At 57.2% G+C, this 17,518-nt stretch carries 14 protein-coding genes; 7 read left to right on the top strand and 7 right to left on the bottom strand.

The annotated features are described in order from the left end of the window. Positions 1 to 126: 126 nt before the first annotated feature. The 4 genes from RUH64_RS04705 to RUH64_RS04690 form a co-directional block, all read right to left on the bottom strand. The gene (locus RUH64_RS04705) at positions 127 to 2,352 is read right to left on the bottom strand and encodes a polyribonucleotide nucleotidyltransferase (RefSeq protein ID WP_313811694.1); all 2,226 of its coding nucleotides are present in this window, start codon (positions 2,350 to 2,352) and stop codon (positions 127 to 129) included. Positions 2,353 to 2,846: 494 nt separating this feature from the next. Further along, a complete protein-coding gene (locus RUH64_RS04700) occupies positions 2,847 to 3,839 on the bottom strand; it encodes an ADP-ribosylglycohydrolase family protein (RefSeq protein WP_313811692.1) in 993 nt (330 codons plus the stop codon). 99 nt (positions 3,840 to 3,938) lie between these two features. Beyond that, positions 3,939 to 4,637, bottom strand: a complete 699-nt coding sequence (locus tag RUH64_RS04695) for a FadR/GntR family transcriptional regulator (protein WP_313811690.1) — start codon at positions 4,635 to 4,637, stop codon at positions 3,939 to 3,941. Positions 4,638 to 4,662: 25 nt separating this feature from the next. Next, positions 4,663 to 5,982 carry an MFS transporter gene (locus RUH64_RS04690; RefSeq protein ID WP_313811689.1) on the bottom strand — a complete coding sequence of 440 codons (1,320 nt, stop codon included), beginning with the start codon at positions 5,980 to 5,982 and terminating at the stop codon, positions 4,663 to 4,665. A 104-nt stretch (positions 5,983 to 6,086) separates the two neighbouring features. Between RUH64_RS04690 and RUH64_RS04685 the strand changes: the two genes are divergently transcribed. From RUH64_RS04685 to RUH64_RS04675, 3 genes are all read left to right on the top strand, one after another. Next, the gene (locus RUH64_RS04685; protein ID WP_313811688.1) at positions 6,087 to 6,740 is read left to right on the top strand and encodes a lysoplasmalogenase; all 654 of its coding nucleotides are present in this window, start codon (positions 6,087 to 6,089) and stop codon (positions 6,738 to 6,740) included. A gap of 411 nt (positions 6,741 to 7,151) precedes the next feature. Then, positions 7,152 to 8,540: an MFS transporter gene (locus RUH64_RS04680; RefSeq protein ID WP_313811687.1), complete on the top strand. Its 1,389-nt coding sequence runs from the start codon at positions 7,152 to 7,154 to the stop codon at positions 8,538 to 8,540. 3 nt (positions 8,541 to 8,543) lie between these two features. Next, complete coding sequence (locus tag RUH64_RS04675; protein WP_313811686.1) at positions 8,544 to 10,007, top strand: amidase; 1,464 nt, start codon at positions 8,544 to 8,546, stop codon at positions 10,005 to 10,007. A 58-nt stretch (positions 10,008 to 10,065) separates the two neighbouring features. Here the strand turns inward: RUH64_RS04675 and RUH64_RS04670 are convergent, their stop codons facing one another. Both RUH64_RS04670 and RUH64_RS04665 read right to left on the bottom strand, forming a co-directional pair. Further along, complete coding sequence (locus RUH64_RS04670; RefSeq protein WP_313811684.1) at positions 10,066 to 10,743, bottom strand: response regulator; 678 nt, start codon at positions 10,741 to 10,743, stop codon at positions 10,066 to 10,068. Continuing rightward, the gene (locus tag RUH64_RS04665) at positions 10,740 to 12,365 is read right to left on the bottom strand and encodes a sensor histidine kinase (RefSeq protein ID WP_313811683.1); all 1,626 of its coding nucleotides are present in this window, start codon (positions 12,363 to 12,365) and stop codon (positions 10,740 to 10,742) included. The genes RUH64_RS04670 and RUH64_RS04665 overlap by 4 nt, the downstream gene beginning before the upstream one ends. A 192-nt stretch (positions 12,366 to 12,557) precedes the next feature. Here RUH64_RS04665 and RUH64_RS04660 point away from each other — a divergent pair, with 192 nt between their 5' ends. From RUH64_RS04660 to RUH64_RS04645, 4 genes are read left to right on the top strand one after another with little or no spacing between them, the layout of a single operon-like run. After that, positions 12,558 to 13,568, top strand: coding sequence for a tripartite tricarboxylate transporter substrate-binding protein (locus tag RUH64_RS04660; protein WP_313811681.1), 1,011 nt, complete (start codon positions 12,558 to 12,560; stop codon positions 13,566 to 13,568). After that, entirely contained in the window at positions 13,565 to 14,068 is a 504-nt protein-coding gene (locus RUH64_RS04655; RefSeq protein ID WP_313811679.1) for a tripartite tricarboxylate transporter TctB family protein, read from the top strand. Before RUH64_RS04660 ends, RUH64_RS04655 begins: the two co-directional genes overlap by 4 nt. Beyond that, on the top strand, positions 14,069 to 15,673 hold the full coding sequence (locus RUH64_RS04650) for a tripartite tricarboxylate transporter permease (protein ID WP_313811677.1): 1,605 nt from the start codon (positions 14,069 to 14,071) through the stop codon (positions 15,671 to 15,673). Continuing rightward, positions 15,670 to 16,071 (top strand): universal stress protein, encoded by a 402-nt coding sequence (locus tag RUH64_RS04645; protein ID WP_313811675.1) that lies wholly within the window; start codon positions 15,670 to 15,672, stop codon positions 16,069 to 16,071. Before RUH64_RS04650 ends, RUH64_RS04645 begins: the two co-directional genes overlap by 4 nt. 78 nt (positions 16,072 to 16,149) lie before the next feature. Here the strand turns inward: RUH64_RS04645 and RUH64_RS04640 are convergent, their stop codons facing one another. Beyond that, complete coding sequence (locus RUH64_RS04640; RefSeq protein ID WP_313811674.1) at positions 16,150 to 17,493, bottom strand: LLM class flavin-dependent oxidoreductase; 1,344 nt, start codon at positions 17,491 to 17,493, stop codon at positions 16,150 to 16,152. Positions 17,494 to 17,518: the final 25 nt, after the last annotated feature.

Below are 17,518 nucleotides of genomic sequence, written 5' to 3'. Positions count from 1 at the left end.
TCAAGAAAAACTTTGCTGCTGCTCTATCTTGAAGCCTAGGCGTTCGAACCGACACCGTGGAAAATGCAACAGGTCCCGTCCCACCGCGATGGTGAAACGGGACCTGCAGGAATCTACCTACCGAGATTACTCGGCTGCAGCTTCTTCAGCCTCTTCGACAACTGGTGCCAGCGACAGCTTGCCGCGGTCATCGATCTTGGTGATTTCCACCTGGATCTTCTGACCCACGGAGACGACGTCCTCGACGTCCTCAACGCGCTTGCCGTCGTTGATCTTACGCAGCTCGGAGATGTGCAGCAGACCGTCCTTGCCCGGGGTCAGCGAAACGAACGCACCGAAGGTGGTCAGCTTCACGACGGTGCCCAGGTAACGCTCGCCGACCTCAGGAACCTGAGGGTTGGCGATGGCGTTGATGGCCGAACGTGCAGCCTCGGCGGAATCGCCGTTGGTTGCTCCGATCAGCACGGTGCCGTCGTCCTCGATGGAGATGTCTGCGCCGGTGTCTTCCTGGATCTGGTTGATCATCTTGCCCTTAGGGCCGATGACCTCGCCGATCTTGTCCACTGGGATCTTCACGGAGATGATGCGTGGAGCGTGGGCATTCAGCTCATCCGGTGCGTCGATGGCCTGGTTCAGCACGTTCAGGATGTGAAGGCGTGCTTCGCGGGCCTGGGTCAACGCAGCCGCCAGCACCGAGGCTGGGATGCCGTCGAGCTTGGTGTCCAGCTGGATCGCGGTGACGAACTCGGAGGTGCCTGCCACCTTGAAGTCCATGTCGCCCATGGCATCTTCGGCGCCCAGGATGTCGGTCAGGGCCGCGTAGCGGGTCTCGCCGTCTACTGTGTCCGAAACCAGACCCATGGCGATACCTGCTACAGGTGCCTTCAGCGGCACACCTGCGTTGAGCAGCGACAGGGTCGATGCGCAAACCGAGCCCATGGAGGTCGAGCCGTTGGAGCCCAGTGCCTCGGAGACCTGACGGATGGCGTAAGGGAATTCCTCGCGGCTTGGCAACACTGGAACCAGTGCGCGTTCTGCCAGTGCGCCGTGGCCGATTTCGCGGCGCTTTGGCGAACCTACGCGGCCGGTTTCACCGGTCGAGTATGGAGGGAAGTTGTAGTTGTGCATGTAGCGCTTGGACTTCACTGGGGACAGCGAGTCGATCTGCTGCTCCATCTTAAGCATGTTCAAGGTGGTGACACCCATGATCTGGGTTTCGCCACGCTCGAAAATGGCCGAACCGTGCACGCGAGGCAGAACCTCGACCTCGGCAGAGAGCTGGCGGATGTCAGCCAGTCCACGTCCGTCGATGCGGACCTGGTCGGTCAGGATGCGCTGGCGCACGATGTGCTTGGTAACAGCGCCGAAAGCCTTGGAGATTTCACCCTCGCGGCCTTCGAAGGCGTTGCCTTCGCCAGCCAGCGAAGCAAGGACCTCGTCCTTGTAGGCGCCGGCAGCGTTGTCGCGCTCCTGCTTGTCAGCGATGGTGTAGATCTCTGCCAGGCGGGTCGAAGCAGCAGCCTCGACAGCGGCGAAGGCATCTTCTTCGTAATCGCGGAAGACCGGGAACTCAACGGTTTCCTTGGCAGCGCGGGAAGCCAAGTCGGCCTGGGCCTCGCACAGGACCTTGATGAATGGCTTGGCAGCCTCAAGGCCTTCTGCAACAACCTCTTCGGTTGGTGCCTGGGCGCCGCGTTCCTTGATCAGTTCCCAAGCGTTGTCGGTAGCTTCAGCTTCCACCATCATGATGGCAACGTCGTCGCCAGCGATGCGGCCGGCAACAACCATGTTGAAGACAGCGTTCTTCAGCTCGGAGTGGCGTGGGAAGGCAACCCACTGCGCGCCGTTTCCGTCGTCAACCAGTGCAACGCGAACGCCGCCGATCGGGCCGGAGAATGGCAGTCCCGAAAGCTGGGTGGACATCGAGGAAGCGTTGATTGCCACCACGTCGTACAGCTCATCTGGATCGATGGACAGTACGGTGACGACAACCTGAACCTCGTTGCGCAGACCCTTAACGAATGCAGGGCGCAGCGGGCGGTCCATCAGGCGGCAGGCCAGGATGGCCTCGGTCGATGGGCGGCCTTCGCGGCGGAAGAAGCTGCCCGGGATGCGGCCAGCGGCGTACATGCGCTCTTCCACGTCCACGGTCAGCGGGAAGAAGTCGAAGCCTTCGCGCGGGTGCTTGCCGGCGGTAGTTGCCGAGAGCAGTGCGGTCTCTTCGTCGATGTAGACCATTGCCGAACCTGCAGCCTGCTTGGCAAGGCGGCCGGTTTCGAAGCGGATGGTGCGGCTGCCGAAGCGGCCGTTGTCGATAACGGCCTCGGCGAACTGGATTTCTGGACCCTCCATTAAGGGGGTGCTCCTTTCAGTTGCTCCCATGTCCATGGATGAGCAAACCGAGTGGCCCTACCCAGATCTGGTCTTCGATCGAGACCCGCGCTTGAAGCTGATGCCCAAGCGAAAGTCACTACCGAGGACCGCGAAACTGGCGGTCGGGACCAACGGTCTGTCGATCCTGGGAGTTGTTTTCTTTCGGAGTCCTGCACAAGATATGCAGGCCCTACTCCAAGCCTACCGGGAATTGGGAAACTGCGCAGTTCAGACGCTTTCAAACCGACCATGATCTTCGACTTAGTTCAAGGACGAATACAGATCCTTGCCCGCAGCGGACGCCTTATTCGTATGTCAGTTTCAATATCGGCGTCGTTTCATTCACGCTCCTGATCGATGGAGCGACTGATACACGCGCACCACGCGGCAAGCACAGTCTTAGTAGCCAAGTTTCGAGTAAGGGCAGTCCCTGATTGAAATCGGGAACTGCCCTTGCATGCGGCGTACCAGCGTTATTCCTGTACCGGCAATGAGGGTGTAGCCAAAGTGATAGCCAATTTATCAAGGTCTGCGGCTCGCAGTCCCGGCCACCCATGAATAATCGACTGCCATTGTGACGGAATGGCCGACTGACCATATGCGGCTCCAATGAGCGACCCTGCAATTGCGGCGACGGTATCCGTATCTTGACCGCCTCGGACGGCTGCTTCAAGCGCATCGACAAGATGCTCACCTGGGTTTGCCGACGACGTCGTGCTGATCGCGCACCAGGCAGACTGGAACGCTTCAACGACCCAGCCGTTATTGGCGAACTGTGCAGTCGCGCTTGTCTCGGCTTGATCAATTCGGTGGTTCCAAATTTCGGACCGAGAAGAGTCCAACAAGTTCAGGCCGTACCGGATGTTTAATTCTCCAGTACGCAGCGCATGGTGGATGGCAACGGTCCAAAGACCGCAGGCTTCGCCTGCTTCGGCGTCAAAGTGAGTCAGCTCGCTGATGCGCACCGCAGCTCCGTAAGCTTCTTCCGCATCGGCACCAAGGAAGGCAATCGCCACCGGTGCGGTACGCATCAAGCTTCCGTTGCCTCCCGATCGTCCCGTGCGCTGGTGAATTAGCGCGGCGGCCTCCACTGCGTCCTCGGCGGTGATGGTTTGCCGACCAGCCTGATCGGCCAGTTGCCGCCCAAGATTGAGGACAGCACGAGTTTGGTTGCCAACATCAGGCGCAGTTTGCGCCCAGTGCTCCCACTCTTGAACCATGCGATCGCAGGCCGCAGGAGTTACTTTTCCGCCGCTGAGGACCAGGGCTTGGGCGATAACCACCGCCATCGACGTATCGTCGGTCCATTCTCCTGGGGCGAAATCCCCCAAGCCCCCGCCAATCATTGCTACCGGCACGTCGCTACCGAACGATGGGCCGAATTCATAACCTGCGCCAAGAGCGTCTCCGGCAGAGAGCCCGCCCATGACACCTAGGATCCTGTCGTTGAGTCTTTGATCCATCATTGAGCATCCCCTTTGGTCTCTTCGCGGGTATTGACCGGCGCTTCTACGTAAAGCTTGCCATCAGATGCTGGATCGCAGACGCTACGTTCAACGAAAGTTTCATTGGCGTGAGTCTCTAACCGCCCAAGACATGCAGTAATCCAAATTCGTATTCACGGAATCAGCCGCACTGGCTTCGTCGCGTTTCTCAATAGCTGACAATAATTCTTCGTGTCCCGCGCTCAAGCAACCGTCAAAACCTTCGCGTAAACGCTGTTGCATCTTGGTGCCATGGAAAACTTCCTCGAAGCTGCGATAAACCTCGCCTAAAAGCGAGTTTCCAGAAGCTTCGGCCACTGTCAGATGAAATTGCCAGTCCGCTTCTACCCACGACTCATAATCCTGAGCGATCCAAGCGTCCCGGCGAGTACCGAGAAGTTCTCTGAGGCGTTTGATTTGTTCAGTCGTGGCAGCATTTACCGCCAATCGAGCGGCCTGAGTATCGAGTGCAAATCGGAGTTGAAGGACGTCTTGATCGGAGTGCTGCTGATAAACCTGGCGCGCGGTACCGTCAAACTCATTGGTGGCCCTGACATATGTTCCGTCGCCACGACGTACTTCAAGCATGCCGACATGACTCAGTGCCTTGATCGCTTCACGTAAGGTGCCTCGGGATACCCCTAGCTCCTCAATCAGAACTGGTTCAGAAGGAATTCGAGAGTCCAAAGGCCACTGGCCAGAGGAAATTTTCTGGGTCAGCCAAGATGCGACGTCGTCTGACAGGGGGCCGCGTGCACGACCCGGCAGCGCAGAAGTCAAAGCTCTTCCTTCCGGAGTGAACTGATTATTTCGAGTCGACGGGTTCCAGTTTTGCAGCCTTGGGCACACCCGAACTCAGCATATAGGCCAATAACAATTGTGCCACTGATACCACTAGCAACAGCCACATTGGCACTTGCCAGTTCCCCAGAGCCGATGCCAATAGACCCAATACGAATGGGGCAACCGCGGCCGCAAGATACCCAACCGTCTGGGCAAGTGTGGACATGGCAGCCGACTCCTCGATACTGTCACCGCTGCGACTGATCGAAAGCATGACCAGCGGGAACACGGTGAATCCAATTCCCAGGAAAATGACTGAGATCAATGTCAAACTAATTGGCAGAATCGGAAGGGTGGCAAAACCGATAAGACTTGCTCCGGTGGCAAGCATGAATGCCGTGCGCAGCAGGCGAGGACGGCTCGCAATTGACATCACCACGGCGATGGCTGGAATAGAAATGAACTGCAGTACCCCTAGCATTACTCCGGCACCGGCGGCGTCCATCCCACGGGAAATGAGCATCGACGGAAGCCAGCTCACCAGCGAATAAACGAGCATTGCCTGCACGGTAAAGATTCCGGTGATGAGCAGACCCTTGCGGGTAACCAGCAATGGCCATGGCGAGTGTTGTTTTGCTGCAGCTGTTGGACGTGGCTTCTTGCTCATGACGGCAATCGGAACCATTGGAATGAGCGCCAGCAAACCTAGCAACGCCCAAATCGCCAGCCCTAGAACCGGAGAACCTAGCTGTCGCGCGATGGGGACAGCCACCGCCGAGGCAACTGCTGCGCCCAATGACATGCAAATCGTGTAGACGCTGGTCAGTAGCGAGGTGCGCTCAGGGAAGTATTTGCGTACGAAGGACGGCAGCGCCACATTGCAGACCGCCAGCCCGCACATGCTGACAATGGTTCCAAGCAATAGCATGCTCGTTGATTCGGCTGCCCGGATGGACAACCCACCCGTGAGCAAAGCCAGCGCAATTAGCATGGCTCGCTCCAGGCCGATCTTGCGAGTGACCCAGACGGTGACGGATCCGGCAACAGCAAAACACAATACCGGGATGGTCGGTAGTGTTGCCGCAATAACAGGACCGTAGCCAAGCAAACTCTGGAGGTCCTTGAAGAGGGCTGAAGCGCCGACCACACCGACACGCAGGTTTAGCCCCATAAGGACTACAGCCGCCACGGCAAGGAAGCCAACGAACAGTTTCGTTTGTTGCTTGGCGGTAGAAGTTTCTTTGGACATTTCCGGGGTCGCCCGTTCTGGCACTGTGTCGGTCGTTGCATCACTCATTGGTTTAACGTTAGACGTCTGATGTTTGTTTTGCCAAATTTTCACCTCACCTTATTCGCGATAAATTGCGCAGAAACTTCTAATTTCCTCCGTGTGACCGCACAGTTACTCTTCCCCGTACCTAGTCACAGTGCACTAGTCTGAGATTCATGACTCTTGCCCTCGTGCTCCTTAGCGGCCTCAGCGCGTCGTGCGACTGGTGGTCCGTTGCTCGATCGCGAACAGCTTTGGAACGCATTGCCAAACCTTTAACCATGGCCCTAATGACCGCTGCTGCCTTGTCCGCAGGGATCCTTGCAAGCGGCCCGGGGCTCTGGTTTACGGCGGGAATGCTCCTTGGACTGCTGGGTGATATCGCCTTGTTGGGGCAGAAGAAGATTCATTTCATGACCGGGCTCGGATTCTTCCTTCTTGGTCACATCGCGTACGTAATATCTTTGGCCCAATTACGCGACGGTCAGATGGGCATGGCGCTGGCAGGCTTGGCCTTGGTCGCCGCGGCATTCATTGTCATGCGCAGTTCATTTGTCGCGCTGTGGAAGAATTTTGGGTCTGGTCTAGGAATTTCATGCATTGTCTACGCGCTGACCATTGCTGCAATGGTGCTGCTTGCCTGGCTGACCAGTTCATGGCTTTGCGCCATCGGAGCAAGCATTTTCATGGCCAGTGATGCATTGCTCTCTTCCGGCATTGCCCGCCGCGGATTCGATGAAGATAATCCCCGTGAGCGAACAATTGTCATGGTCACCTATCACATTGGCCAAGGCCTCTTGGCCGCCGGCATCATCTCGCTCGTAGCCTAGGCACCAATAGCGTCATCCCAACATTCTCGATTCGCCATAATTTCCTGCTGGCGCGCAGAAGCCCACCTGAGAATGCCAATAACCATTCCTTCCAATGCCGTGCCCAAACGTTCATTGACCCGCTTGAAGTGTCGTTACATTCAGGAAACCCAAAGCCCCGTAGACAGAATCAACCAAGCCTCACATAGGGTACGGAACGCGCGTTAGCCCTATATGGTGGGAAAATTTTGGCTTTAATTTCAGCCCAAACCATCATTGTCTCAGTGTGGTGGGTCACATCAGAATAATTTTGGGATCCGAAACCGGGATCCCAAATAAGACGGATACTCACGCAGCTATGCCGCCTACGACTTTCGAAGGTAGAACCCAGGACTTCCGCTAAAACTCATCCGCCTGTTCACAGGAGCAACCATGACCGGCACGACCATTAAATCTTCGTCTGCTGAAAAGACCGACGGCACCTCCCCAAATTCCATGAAACGCGTCGTTGCGGCAAGTTTCGTTGGAACCACCTTGGAGTACTACGATTTCTTCGCCTACGGAACAGCAGCTTCCATTGTTTTCCCCATGCTTTTCTTCCCTGGATCCGACCCGGTAGCCGGTCTGCTGCTCGCACTGGCCACCTACGCGGTGGGGTATGTTGTCCGCCCCTTGGGTGCCGCACTCTTCGGCCATTTCGGCGACAAGATTGGACGCAAGAATGTTCTGGTGACGACCTTGCTGATGATGGGGCTGGCCAGTGCGCTCGTTGGCGTCCTACCAACATATACGACCATTGGTATTGCTGCGCCAGTCATGCTTGTGGCACTGCGCTTTATCCAAGGTTTAGGGCTCGGCGGTGAATGGGGCGGCGCCGCCTTGATGGTCACCGAGTCTGATACCTCGGGGCGCCGCGGCTTTTTCGGCAGCTTGGTGCAAACTGCTGCCCCTGCAGGCTTGCTACTTTCAACCGGCGTCTTTGCGTTAGTCTCCGCATTGACTACCGATGAACAATTCCTGGCCTGGGGTTGGCGTATTCCGTTCCTTGCCAGCTTCGCGCTGGTCGCCATTGGCCTCTACATCCGAGTTCAGTTGGCAGAATCTCCAGTATTCGCTGAAGCTGAAGCAAAGGAAGAAGCACAGCGCCAGCAGGAAGTGAAGGCACCCTTGCTGCATGTGCTGAAGCACTATAAGAAAGAGCTCTTCCTTTCAGTGGGTTCACGCATCGGCAGCGACATTGCGTTCTACGTTTTCGCAATGTTCATCCTGGTCTATGGGACGAAAAATCTCGGCCTCGACGAGTCACTAGTACTAGCCGCTTCAACCCTGTCAGCGGTCGCACAATCGATTGCCATCCCATTGTTCGGGTCCTTGTGCGACAAGGTTGGCCGCCGACCGGTAATGATCGGCGGGGCAATTGGCGGTATCCTCTACAGCTTCGTCTTCTTCGCGATGTTGGACTCGAAGATTCCGTTCCTAGTACTGATCGCACCAGCCATTGGCCTCAGCATCGTGGCAGCCATGTACGCCCCCATCGCGTCGTTCATTCCCGAACTATTCGCAACGAAGGTCCGCTACACCGGATCGGCTGTAGGATTCCAACTCGCTGGCGTCTTCGGCGGCGGCTTCGCACCGCTGATTGCCCTAGAGCTGGTGGTACTTACGCAGACCGGATTCTCGGTCGCCGGGTACCTCTCGCTCACCCTGGTTCTCATGATCATCTGTGTTTTCCTTGCGAAAGAAACCAGCAAGATCACCATGGAGGACGCAGGAAGTGACAGTGATAAGTCCCAGCAGGAGAAATTGCAGGAGAAGCACTAAAACATGGCAAGTACAGTTAGCTCGGTGAGTACGAACTACACAGTGGCGGATACCCTGCAGCTATCGCTGCTCGACTGGGCCGCAGCAATTCGCGAAGGAAAAATCAGCTCCACAGCCTGTCTGGAACTTCATCTGGCGGCAGTCGCTGAATTCAACCCTCGATTCAATGCAATTGTCACCCTGAACCCGGAAGCTCGGGAGCAGGCGGCTGAGGCCGACAGGCTCGCGCAACAGGGCCAATGGGCCGGGCCGTTGCACGGTGTCCCCTTCACTGCCAAGGACACCCTTGCCGCTGCGGGAATGACTGCAACCGCCGGCAGCCCGCTCCTGAAAGACTACGTACCCGACGAAGACTCCACGTCCGTTGCTCGGTTGAAATCAGCTGGAGCGATCTTGGTCGGAAAAACCAACTGTTCAGAATTTGCGGTTGCCACCCATTCCTCGAACCCGGTATTCGGGGACACCTGGAACCCATGGAACATGTCAGTGACTTCCGGTGGTTCAAGTGGCGGAGACTCCGCCGCCGTTGCTTCAGGCATGGCAAGCTTTGGGGTGGGTACCGATTTCGGCGGTTCGATCCGCTGGCCGGCACATTGCGCCGGCCTTACCAGTATGCGGCCCACCGTGGGGCTCATTCCGCAAACCGGAATGCTTCCCTTCGTTCCCGGCGACACGTTCCCCGCCCCGTCGTCATTATCGGTGCTTCACCGGTTGGGAACTATCGGTTGGATCGCGCGCAGTACCGGCGATCATCAAACGCTGCTTGAGCTACTCAAGGGCCCCGATCATGTTGACCCCAACACCGTCCCGGCCCAACTTTATGCACCTGCCCCCGTGGAGTCCCTGAACTGCGCATGGTTCAGCGGTGAGGGAAACTTCCCGATTCGCCATGACGTTGAATCCGTCCTCGAGGCAGCCGCCAGTGCCTTAGCTGATCGCGGACTTTCAGTAGTCGAACGACGGCCGCCTGCCATCGAACGCGCGGCCGAGGCTTTTATTGGGCTGCGAACTACCGCTGGCATGCCGGAAGTACAAGCACTGGCAGCTGGCCGGGAAGAACTTGTCAGCGAGCACCTTCGAGAATCACTACTTAACCCGGTTCAAGCTACTGTTTCAGACTACCGACAAGCTGGATCGGTCAGGGACGAGATCCTGCGTGAAGTCCTTAACTTCATGGAGGAACACCAGATTCTCTTGTTGCCGGTAGCCTGCGTTCCAGCGGTCGATCCACGACAGGACCGCGTCGATGTGGATGGAACGCCGGTGGCGTGGAGCGACCTCGGCTCCAGTTGCCGCGCCATCAGCATCCTTGGATTCCCGGTAGTCGTTGTGCCTTGCGGGATGTCAAAAGAGGGGCTGCCCGTAGGTGTGCAGGTGATCGGACGCCCCTACGACGACCTCACTGTCATCGAAGTAGCCAAAGCGCTGGAAAATTCTCTCGGACGATTCCCCTTGCCTCGTCAATGACCATCCTTCAACGGCTTTGGATTGAACTGCTGTTTGGTCCAAGGCCGTTGTCGTAGGCCTAGATATTAGCCATTCCGTACAGGCGTTCCGGACGTCCCACTCCCCCATATTTAAGATTGACCTGAACTACCGCCTCTTCGGCCAGATACTCCAGATATCGGCGAGCGCTGACTCGCGACGTTCCTAATTTCTGAGCGGTTTCCGAAGCGGACAGCGGCTGGCCGCTGTCTCGCAGTATCTGTTCGACCAATTCCAAGGTCTCGACACTGCAGCCCTTGGGTAGGGGTTTGCGCTGCTGGTTGCCGACTCCTAAAAGCCGGTTGACGTCAGATTGGTCGAGTTCCTGTTCAGTGTTGCCGTCAAAGTCGCGATAGGTCTTTTGGTAGTGGACAAGCGTTTCGCGCAGATCCTCCCGAGAGAATGGCTTCATCAAGTAGTGGATGATGCCACCGCGCAACGCACGGCGGACAGTTTCCATTTCTCGCGCGGCGCTGATCACTATCACGTCAAGTTCCGGATGGATATCCCTCAGCTTTTGCAGCAGGTCTAGGCCGTTGGCATCCGGCAGGTAGATGTCTAGCAATGCTAGGTCCGGCTCCAGTGCGGCCACCGAATGCATTGCTTGCTCAGCGGTGTGGGCTACACCAACGACGGTAAACCCAGTTTCACTATTAACGAATCCCGAGTGGACCTTGGCGACCATGAAGTCATCATCAATCACCAGGACATTAATCATGCGGTTCTATCCTTTAGCTTTGCCAGTGTTGCGGTGAATTTAGCACCGTTGTCGTTTTCGGCTCGAATATCCCCGTTTCGACGGCGACACACCAAACGACTGAGTGCTAACCCAAAGCCACGTTTTCGATCCGCGTCTATGATCTTCGTGGAGAATCCCTGAGTGAAAATTTCTTCCATGACTTCTTCATCGATCCCCGAGCCGGTATCCGAAACAATGACCATGATGGCCTCGGCAGTCTCGTCGATATGGATATCGATTCTAGCGACCACGGCGTCGGCGACAGCGTCCATTGCATTGTCGACAAGGTTTCCGAGGACAGTTGTGAGGTCCTTGGCCAGTGCATCATCGCAGCGCGGCAGTTGGGAGTCCGGATCTAGCCGAAGGTCTATTCCTCGTTCCGTGCAAACGCTGGCCTTGGCAATGAGTAGTGCGGCAATGGTTGGGTCGAGGATGCGTTGGGTGATTTCTTCTAATGTTCGGCTTCGGCTGAAGCTCACCCCATCAATGAATCGGACAACATCGTCATATTCTTCCAGTTGGATGAGGCCCGAAATGGTGTGCAGCTGATTAGCGAATTCATGAGTTTGCGCCCTAAGCATGTCGCTGGTTGCTTTGGTATCTCCGAGTTCTTGTTCAAGCAGCGTCAGTTCTGTTCTATCGCGAAATGTCGTCACCGAGCCCATGTCCGTTCCGTGGCTTTTCAGCGGCATGCGGTTGAAGACCACGACTTTTTCTCCGATGAGGAATTCACGGTCAGGCTCAGACTGCTCTGTCATAAGTGCACGGACCACCGAAGGCGGAACGTCGAGATCATTTAGCGTGCGGCCAACACAATTACCAGGCAGGCCAAGCAGGTCGATGGCTACATCGTTGGCTAGGGTCACCCGCTGGTCGGGACCAATGGAGATGGTTCCTTCTTTAACTCCGTGAAGCAAGGCTTCGCGATGCTCGTAAAGTTCGGTGATTTCCCGAGGTTCCAAGCCACGCGTTTGATACTTGACCCGTCGCGAAAGCAAAACCGATCCGCCGGCCCCCAAAAGCAAACAGATCATCAGGGTGATCAGGGCATTGGGTGCAACGTCCCTGAAGATTTCCGTGGTGTGCGGATAACTCTGACCAGCTTCTACGACTCCTATCAGCTCACCTTGCTCGTTGAGAACTGGGACCTGCGCCAACAACAGGTGCTCGTCTCCACGTTTCACCTCGCCCCTCCAAGAACGCCCGTCCAATACGTCGCTCTGAGAGTTTATTAATGATCGACCGATATCTGATGGGTAGCTTGAGGTGATGATTTTTCCGTTGGCATCGGCCACGGACACGAATTCAAGGCCTGAGATGCTTCGAGTTGATTCGGCCATTGCCGGTAGTGCAGCGCCCATTTCCGGCTCTGCGCCGGGCAACAACACTCGCAACATGGGGTTCGCTGCCAATGATTCGGCGGCCGATAGGCTGCGTCTGCTTTCGGACCGTTCAAAATCAGTGGTCGACTGGTCCACCGATACCGCGATGACCCCGGCCATCACTACGGCGATGATCAGTAACTGGAGCAAAAGATTTTCGGTGGAAAGACTCAATTGCCTTCTGGTGTTGTGCGCTCGAAGCTTCCTGAGTGTGGCCATGACTTCCACACCCCTTCGTTCTGGATCGTGCCCGTATCCAGAGTATCGAAGATCAACGAGATCCAAGTCACGATTTTTGGTTACACAATGAACAGTATCTACTCTGGTTACGCAACAGTGACCTGGCCCACAGTCCGTTCATAGGATCAATGTCATTCGCACTTCACCAAAGTAGATATGGGGAACACTCCTATGAGAACCTTCAAGCCATTCCGCGCTGTTGCAGCAATTGCTGCGGCTGCCGCTCTCGCACTGACAGCTTCCGGCTGCGGCGTCACCAGCGGAGATTCGGAAGCCGGATCTTCTTCTGCCAACGGTCCCGTTACCGGATTGCGCATCATGGTGCCCAACACCCCCGGAGGCGGCTACGACACCACCGCTCGTGTAGCGGCCAAGGTGATGGATGAGGCCGGAATTGCCTCCAATGCAGAGGTCTTCAACTTGGCCGGGGCCGGCGGCACCGTAGGACTTGCACGCCTGCTCAACGAAAAGGGCAAGGAAGATCTCGCCATGCTGATGGGGCTTGGCGTGGTTGGCGCAAGCTACACCAACGACTCGGAGAAACTGACCGAGACCACCCCGATTGCGAAGCTCATTGAGGAGCCGGGCGCGATCATGGTGTCAAAGGATTCGCCGTACAAGTCAATTGACGATCTGGTTGCGGCGTGGAAGAAAGATCCAGGTAGTCTCTCCGTGGGCGGCGGCTCATCCCCGGGCGGGCCTGACCACCTGCTGCCTATGCAGCTAGCAGAGTCGGTTGGCATTGATCCCAAGGAAGTGAACTTCGTTTCCTACGACGGCGGCGGAGACCTGTTGCCTGCAATCCTCGGTGACAAGGTTGATTTTGCAGCATCGGGTGCCGGCGAGTACATGCAGCAAATCGAAGACGGTTCGGTGCGGGTTCTTGCCACCAGCGGCGAAAACCGCCTAGAAGGCGTGGATGCACCCACTTTGAAGGAATCGGACATCGACCTCGTCTTCACCAACTGGCGCGGCTTGGTGGCTCCGCCTGAACTTTCGGATGAAGCGAAGGCCAAGTGGATCGATGTAGCCACGAAGATGCACGAGTCCGAGCAATGGCAGGAAGCCTTGAAAACCAACGGCTGGACCGACGCGTTTATGACCGGTGACGAATTCGAAGCATTCCTCACCCAGCAGGACGATCGCGTAGCAAGCGTGCTCAAGACGCTGGGTCTGGCGTGAGTGAGGTAACCACAGCGAAGAAGAAGCGCGTCGAACTATTGTTCGCCGCGTTTCTTCTTCTGGTGGGGCTCATTGTGCTCGTTGATGCGTCGCAGCTCCAGGTGACGTATTCCCAGTCTGATGTGATTGGCCCCAAGACCGTCCCATACATTGTCGGCGCGATCTTGGTATTCTCTGCGATCGGCCTGGCGATCACCGTACTCCGCGGCAACCTGGCCGAGGGCGAGGAGGGTGAAGACGTCGATCTGAACCAGCCGACCGATTGGAAGGTCATCGTTCCCCTTCTGGGAGTCTTCGTCGTCACGATCCTGATTGTAAATTGGGCAGGTTGGGTGATTGCTGGAACCCTGCTCTTCTTCGGCACAGCGGTTTGTCTGGGAAGCCGTAGATGGGTTTTGACATTCGTCATCGCGCTAGCCATCTCCTTGGCAACCTTCTACGGTTTTTATTTGGGCTTGGGCATCAAACTGCCCGCAGGCATTCTGTCGGGGGTGCTGTAAATGGATACCTTTAATCTACTGATGGAAGGCTTTGCCTCGGCGCTGACGCCCATCAACCTCTTGTTTGCTTTTGCCGGCGTCATGCTGGGCACCGCGGTGGGTGTGCTGCCGGGTATCGGACCGGCCATGGCCGTGGCACTCCTGCTGCCGGTGACCTATGGCATGGAAACGTCCAGCGCGCTGATCATGTTCGCTGGAATCTACTACGGCGGCATGTACGGTGGGTCGACCACCTCGATCCTGCTCAATACTCCCGGCGAGTCCGCCACCGTTATTACCGCCATCGAAGGCCACAAAATGGCAAAGTCCGGCAGGGCCGCACAGGCATTGGCAACTGCCGCCATCGGTTCGTTTATTGCCGGCACCATCGGCACCGCGCTGCTGGTCACGATTGCACCCTTCGTGGTGAAATTTGCGGTCAGCATCGGCGACCCGAGCTATTTCGCGATTATGGTTTTGGCCCTGATTACGGTGACTGCGGTGCTCGGCTCGTCAAAGATCCGTGGATTCGCCTCATTGGGCTTGGGCCTTGCCATCGGATTGGTTGGAGCCGACCCCGTCTCGGGCCAGCACCGCCTCACCTTCGGCGTACCTTCCCTCGTTGATGGTTTGGACATTGTGGTTGTTGCTGTTGGAATCTTTGCCATCGGCGAAGCCCTGTGGATCGCAGCCCACCTGCGCTCTACTCCGGCAAAAACCATTCCGGTGGGAACCCCGTGGATGGGCAAGGAAGACTGGAAGCGGTCGTGGAAACCCTGGCTTCGCGGAACGGCCTACGGCTTTCCCTTCGGCGCGTTGCCCGCCGGCGGCGCAGAAGTTCCTACGTTCTTGTCCTATGTCACGGAGAAGAAGCTCTCAAAGCATCCCGAAGAGTTCGGCCATGGCGCCATTGAAGGCGTGGCCGGTCCGGAGGCTGCAAACAACGCGTCGGCTGCAGGTACATTGACCCCCATGCTCGCGCTGGGTCTGCCGACCAACGCCACGGCGGCTGTAATGCTGGCATTCTTGATGATGAAGGGCATTCAGCCTGGCCCGCTGCTGTTCGAAAACGAGCCGGACCTAGTTTGGGCACTGATCGCCAGCCTTTTCATCGGCAATACGCTGCTGCTGCTGATCAACCTGCCGCTGGCGCCAATGTGGGCCAAGCTGTTGAAGATTCCGCGCCCATTCCTCTACGCGGGCATCCTCTTCTTTGCCACGCTTGGCGCGTTCTCGGTGAATATGCAAACGACGGATTTGTGGATGCTGCTGCTGATCGGATTGTTGGGCTTCGCGCTGCGCCGCTTCGGCCTTCCGGTACTCCCGCTGATCTTGGGAGTCATCATCTGCCCCATGGCGGAGACTCGTTTACGCAAAACTTTTCAGTTGAGCAACGGTGATGTTTCCGGCCTATGGAGCGAGCCGCTGGCGGTAGGAATCTACGTCCTCATTGCCCTTTTCCTGACGCTGCCGCTGTTTATCAAACTGGTACGCACGGTGCGCGGCAAGGTTTCCCAGGAGCATGCGGCTTTGGATTCCGAGGCTGTTTCCGAAGCAGCCACCTCGACCGGTCAGACCTCCGAGTCGGACGCTAACGACAATCTAAAGGGAAGCGAGAAGAAATGACCATCGTGGTGGGATACATTCCCTCGCCCGAGGGGGAAGCCGCACTGGACAAGTCTGTGTCGGAGGCTCAACGCTCAGGTTCACGACTGATTGTGGTGAATTCTTCCAAAGGAGACCAGCCGGTCGACGACAGATTGCTTGACGCTCGTGAATACCACCAGCTCGAAGAACGGTTGAGCGCTTCGGGCATTGACTTTTGGATCGAACGCAGCGCCCAAGGCTCTGATGCCGCGGAGAACATCGTGAACGCAGCATTGGCGCATGAGGCTGAGTTGGTTGTCATCGGTCTTCGAAAGCGATCGGCAATCGGAAAGTTCATCATGGGGAACACTGCACAGCGAGTTATTCTCCAAGCCCCCTGCCCGGTGTTATCGGTCAAGGTTCCCAGCGACTGGTAGAAACGGTGAATGACGTGCCCTAATGGGCACGTCATTCACCGTTTAATGAAGCATGTTCAACCACCGGAGTCATGCCCGCTAGGCGCTGAGCTTGAGGTTTTCCCCCTCCGCAAAGATACTCGCGGGCCGATCTAGCCCATAGTGCCCACGCAGCGTGGAGGAGGAGTATTCGGTGCGGAATAGTCCGCGCTGCTGCAGGATCGGCACCACCTGTTCGATGAACACCTCCAGCCCGGAGGGAAGCACCGGAGCCATGATGTTGAACCCGTCGGCGGCACGCTGGGTAAATGATTCCTCGATGTGATCCGCAATCTGCTCCGGTGTTCCCACGACCGTTTGGTGGCCTCGTCCGGGGCCCAGCTCGCGCAGGATCTGCCGTACCGTCAGGTCTCGACCGTATCCCAACTTCAAGATGACGTCCCGCCGGGAGGTCGACTTTTCGGCTTCCACAACGTGTTCAAGACCCACCGGCAATTTCGCATCCAGCTTCAGCTCTGTCGGATCGATATGCAGCTGCGCCGCCAGATTGGTCAGTGCGTGCTCCGGAAGAATCAACTCATCCAATTCATCGGCAAGTGCAGCGGCTTCCTGCACGGTGGAGCCGATAATTGGCACGACGCCTGGAAGCACCTTGACCGCCTCGGGGTTTCTTCCGGCGGCCGCTACTCGGTTCTTCACGTCGGCATAGAAGCCCTGTGCCTGTCCCAGCGACTGCTGTACCGCAAAAATTGCTTCTGCCCATTGCGCGGCGAAGTTCTTTCCCGCCGGAGACGCACCTGCCTGGATGATCACCGGGCGGCCCTGCGGCGAGCGCGGCAGATTCAATGGACCGTCGATCTGAAAGTATTTTCCTTGGTGATTGATCCGGTGGATTTTCTGCGGGTCCGCCCAAATGCCTCGCTGCTTGTCGCCGATGGCCGCGTCGTCTTCCCAGGAGTCCCAGAGTTTCACCGCAGCATTCAGGAACTCGTCGGCTCGGGCATAACGCTGGGAGCTGTCGAGTTGGTTGTGCTGGGAGAAGTTCTTGGCTGCCGCGTCTCCCGCCGTCGTCACGACGTTCCAGCCGGCCCGCCCATTGCTGATGGTATCGAGGGTCGCAAACTCCCTGGCCAGATTGTATGGGTCGTTGTAGCTGGTCGAGGCGGTGGCAATGAGGCCGATGTTCTCTGTGACCGTGGCAAGCGCCGTCAGCAGCAAGATCGGGTCCAATGCCCCGGCGGGGCGCTGGGCAGGCGGCGCCTGAAGTACTGGGCTGTCGGCAAAGAACACCGCATCGAATTTCGCGCTCTCGGCCAGCTGGGCAAGTCGCTGATAGTGCGCAATGTCGGTTCCGGTATTCACCGTCGATTCAGGCAGCCGCCAGGACGCTTCATGGTGGCCGGTGGTCATGAGGAAGGCGTTGAGGATCAGGTTTCGAGACATGGTGGTTTCCTTCTTGATAGATGGG

The organism is Glutamicibacter sp. (assembly GCF_032154645.1).
Taxonomy (GTDB): Bacteria; Actinomycetota; Actinomycetes; order Actinomycetales; family Micrococcaceae; genus Glutamicibacter.
Note: the sequence above shows the minus strand (reverse complement) of the source record. Positions and strands in the feature narration are given on the sequence as shown.

Coding starts and splice junctions, on each gene's coding strand:
- RUH64_RS04645 (WP_313811675.1), top strand. CDS start 15,670: ATGACCATCGTGGTGGGATACATTCCCTCGCCCGAGGGGGAAGCCGCA.
- RUH64_RS04680 (WP_313811687.1), top strand. CDS start 7,152: ATGACCGGCACGACCATTAAATCTTCGTCTGCTGAAAAGACCGACGGC.
- RUH64_RS04650 (WP_313811677.1), top strand. CDS start 14,069: ATGGATACCTTTAATCTACTGATGGAAGGCTTTGCCTCGGCGCTGACG.
- RUH64_RS04670 (WP_313811684.1), bottom strand. CDS start 10,743: ATGATTAATGTCCTGGTGATTGATGATGACTTCATGGTCGCCAAGGTC.
- RUH64_RS04640 (WP_313811674.1), bottom strand. CDS start 17,493: ATGTCTCGAAACCTGATCCTCAACGCCTTCCTCATGACCACCGGCCAC.
- RUH64_RS04705 (WP_313811694.1), bottom strand. CDS start 2,352: ATGGAGGGTCCAGAAATCCAGTTCGCCGAGGCCGTTATCGACAACGGC.
- RUH64_RS04685 (WP_313811688.1), top strand. CDS start 6,087: ATGACTCTTGCCCTCGTGCTCCTTAGCGGCCTCAGCGCGTCGTGCGAC.
- RUH64_RS04675 (WP_313811686.1), top strand. CDS start 8,544: ATGGCAAGTACAGTTAGCTCGGTGAGTACGAACTACACAGTGGCGGAT.
- RUH64_RS04660 (WP_313811681.1), top strand. CDS start 12,558: ATGAGAACCTTCAAGCCATTCCGCGCTGTTGCAGCAATTGCTGCGGCT.
- RUH64_RS04665 (WP_313811683.1), bottom strand. CDS start 12,365: ATGGCCACACTCAGGAAGCTTCGAGCGCACAACACCAGAAGGCAATTG.
- RUH64_RS04700 (WP_313811692.1), bottom strand. CDS start 3,839: ATGATGGATCAAAGACTCAACGACAGGATCCTAGGTGTCATGGGCGGG.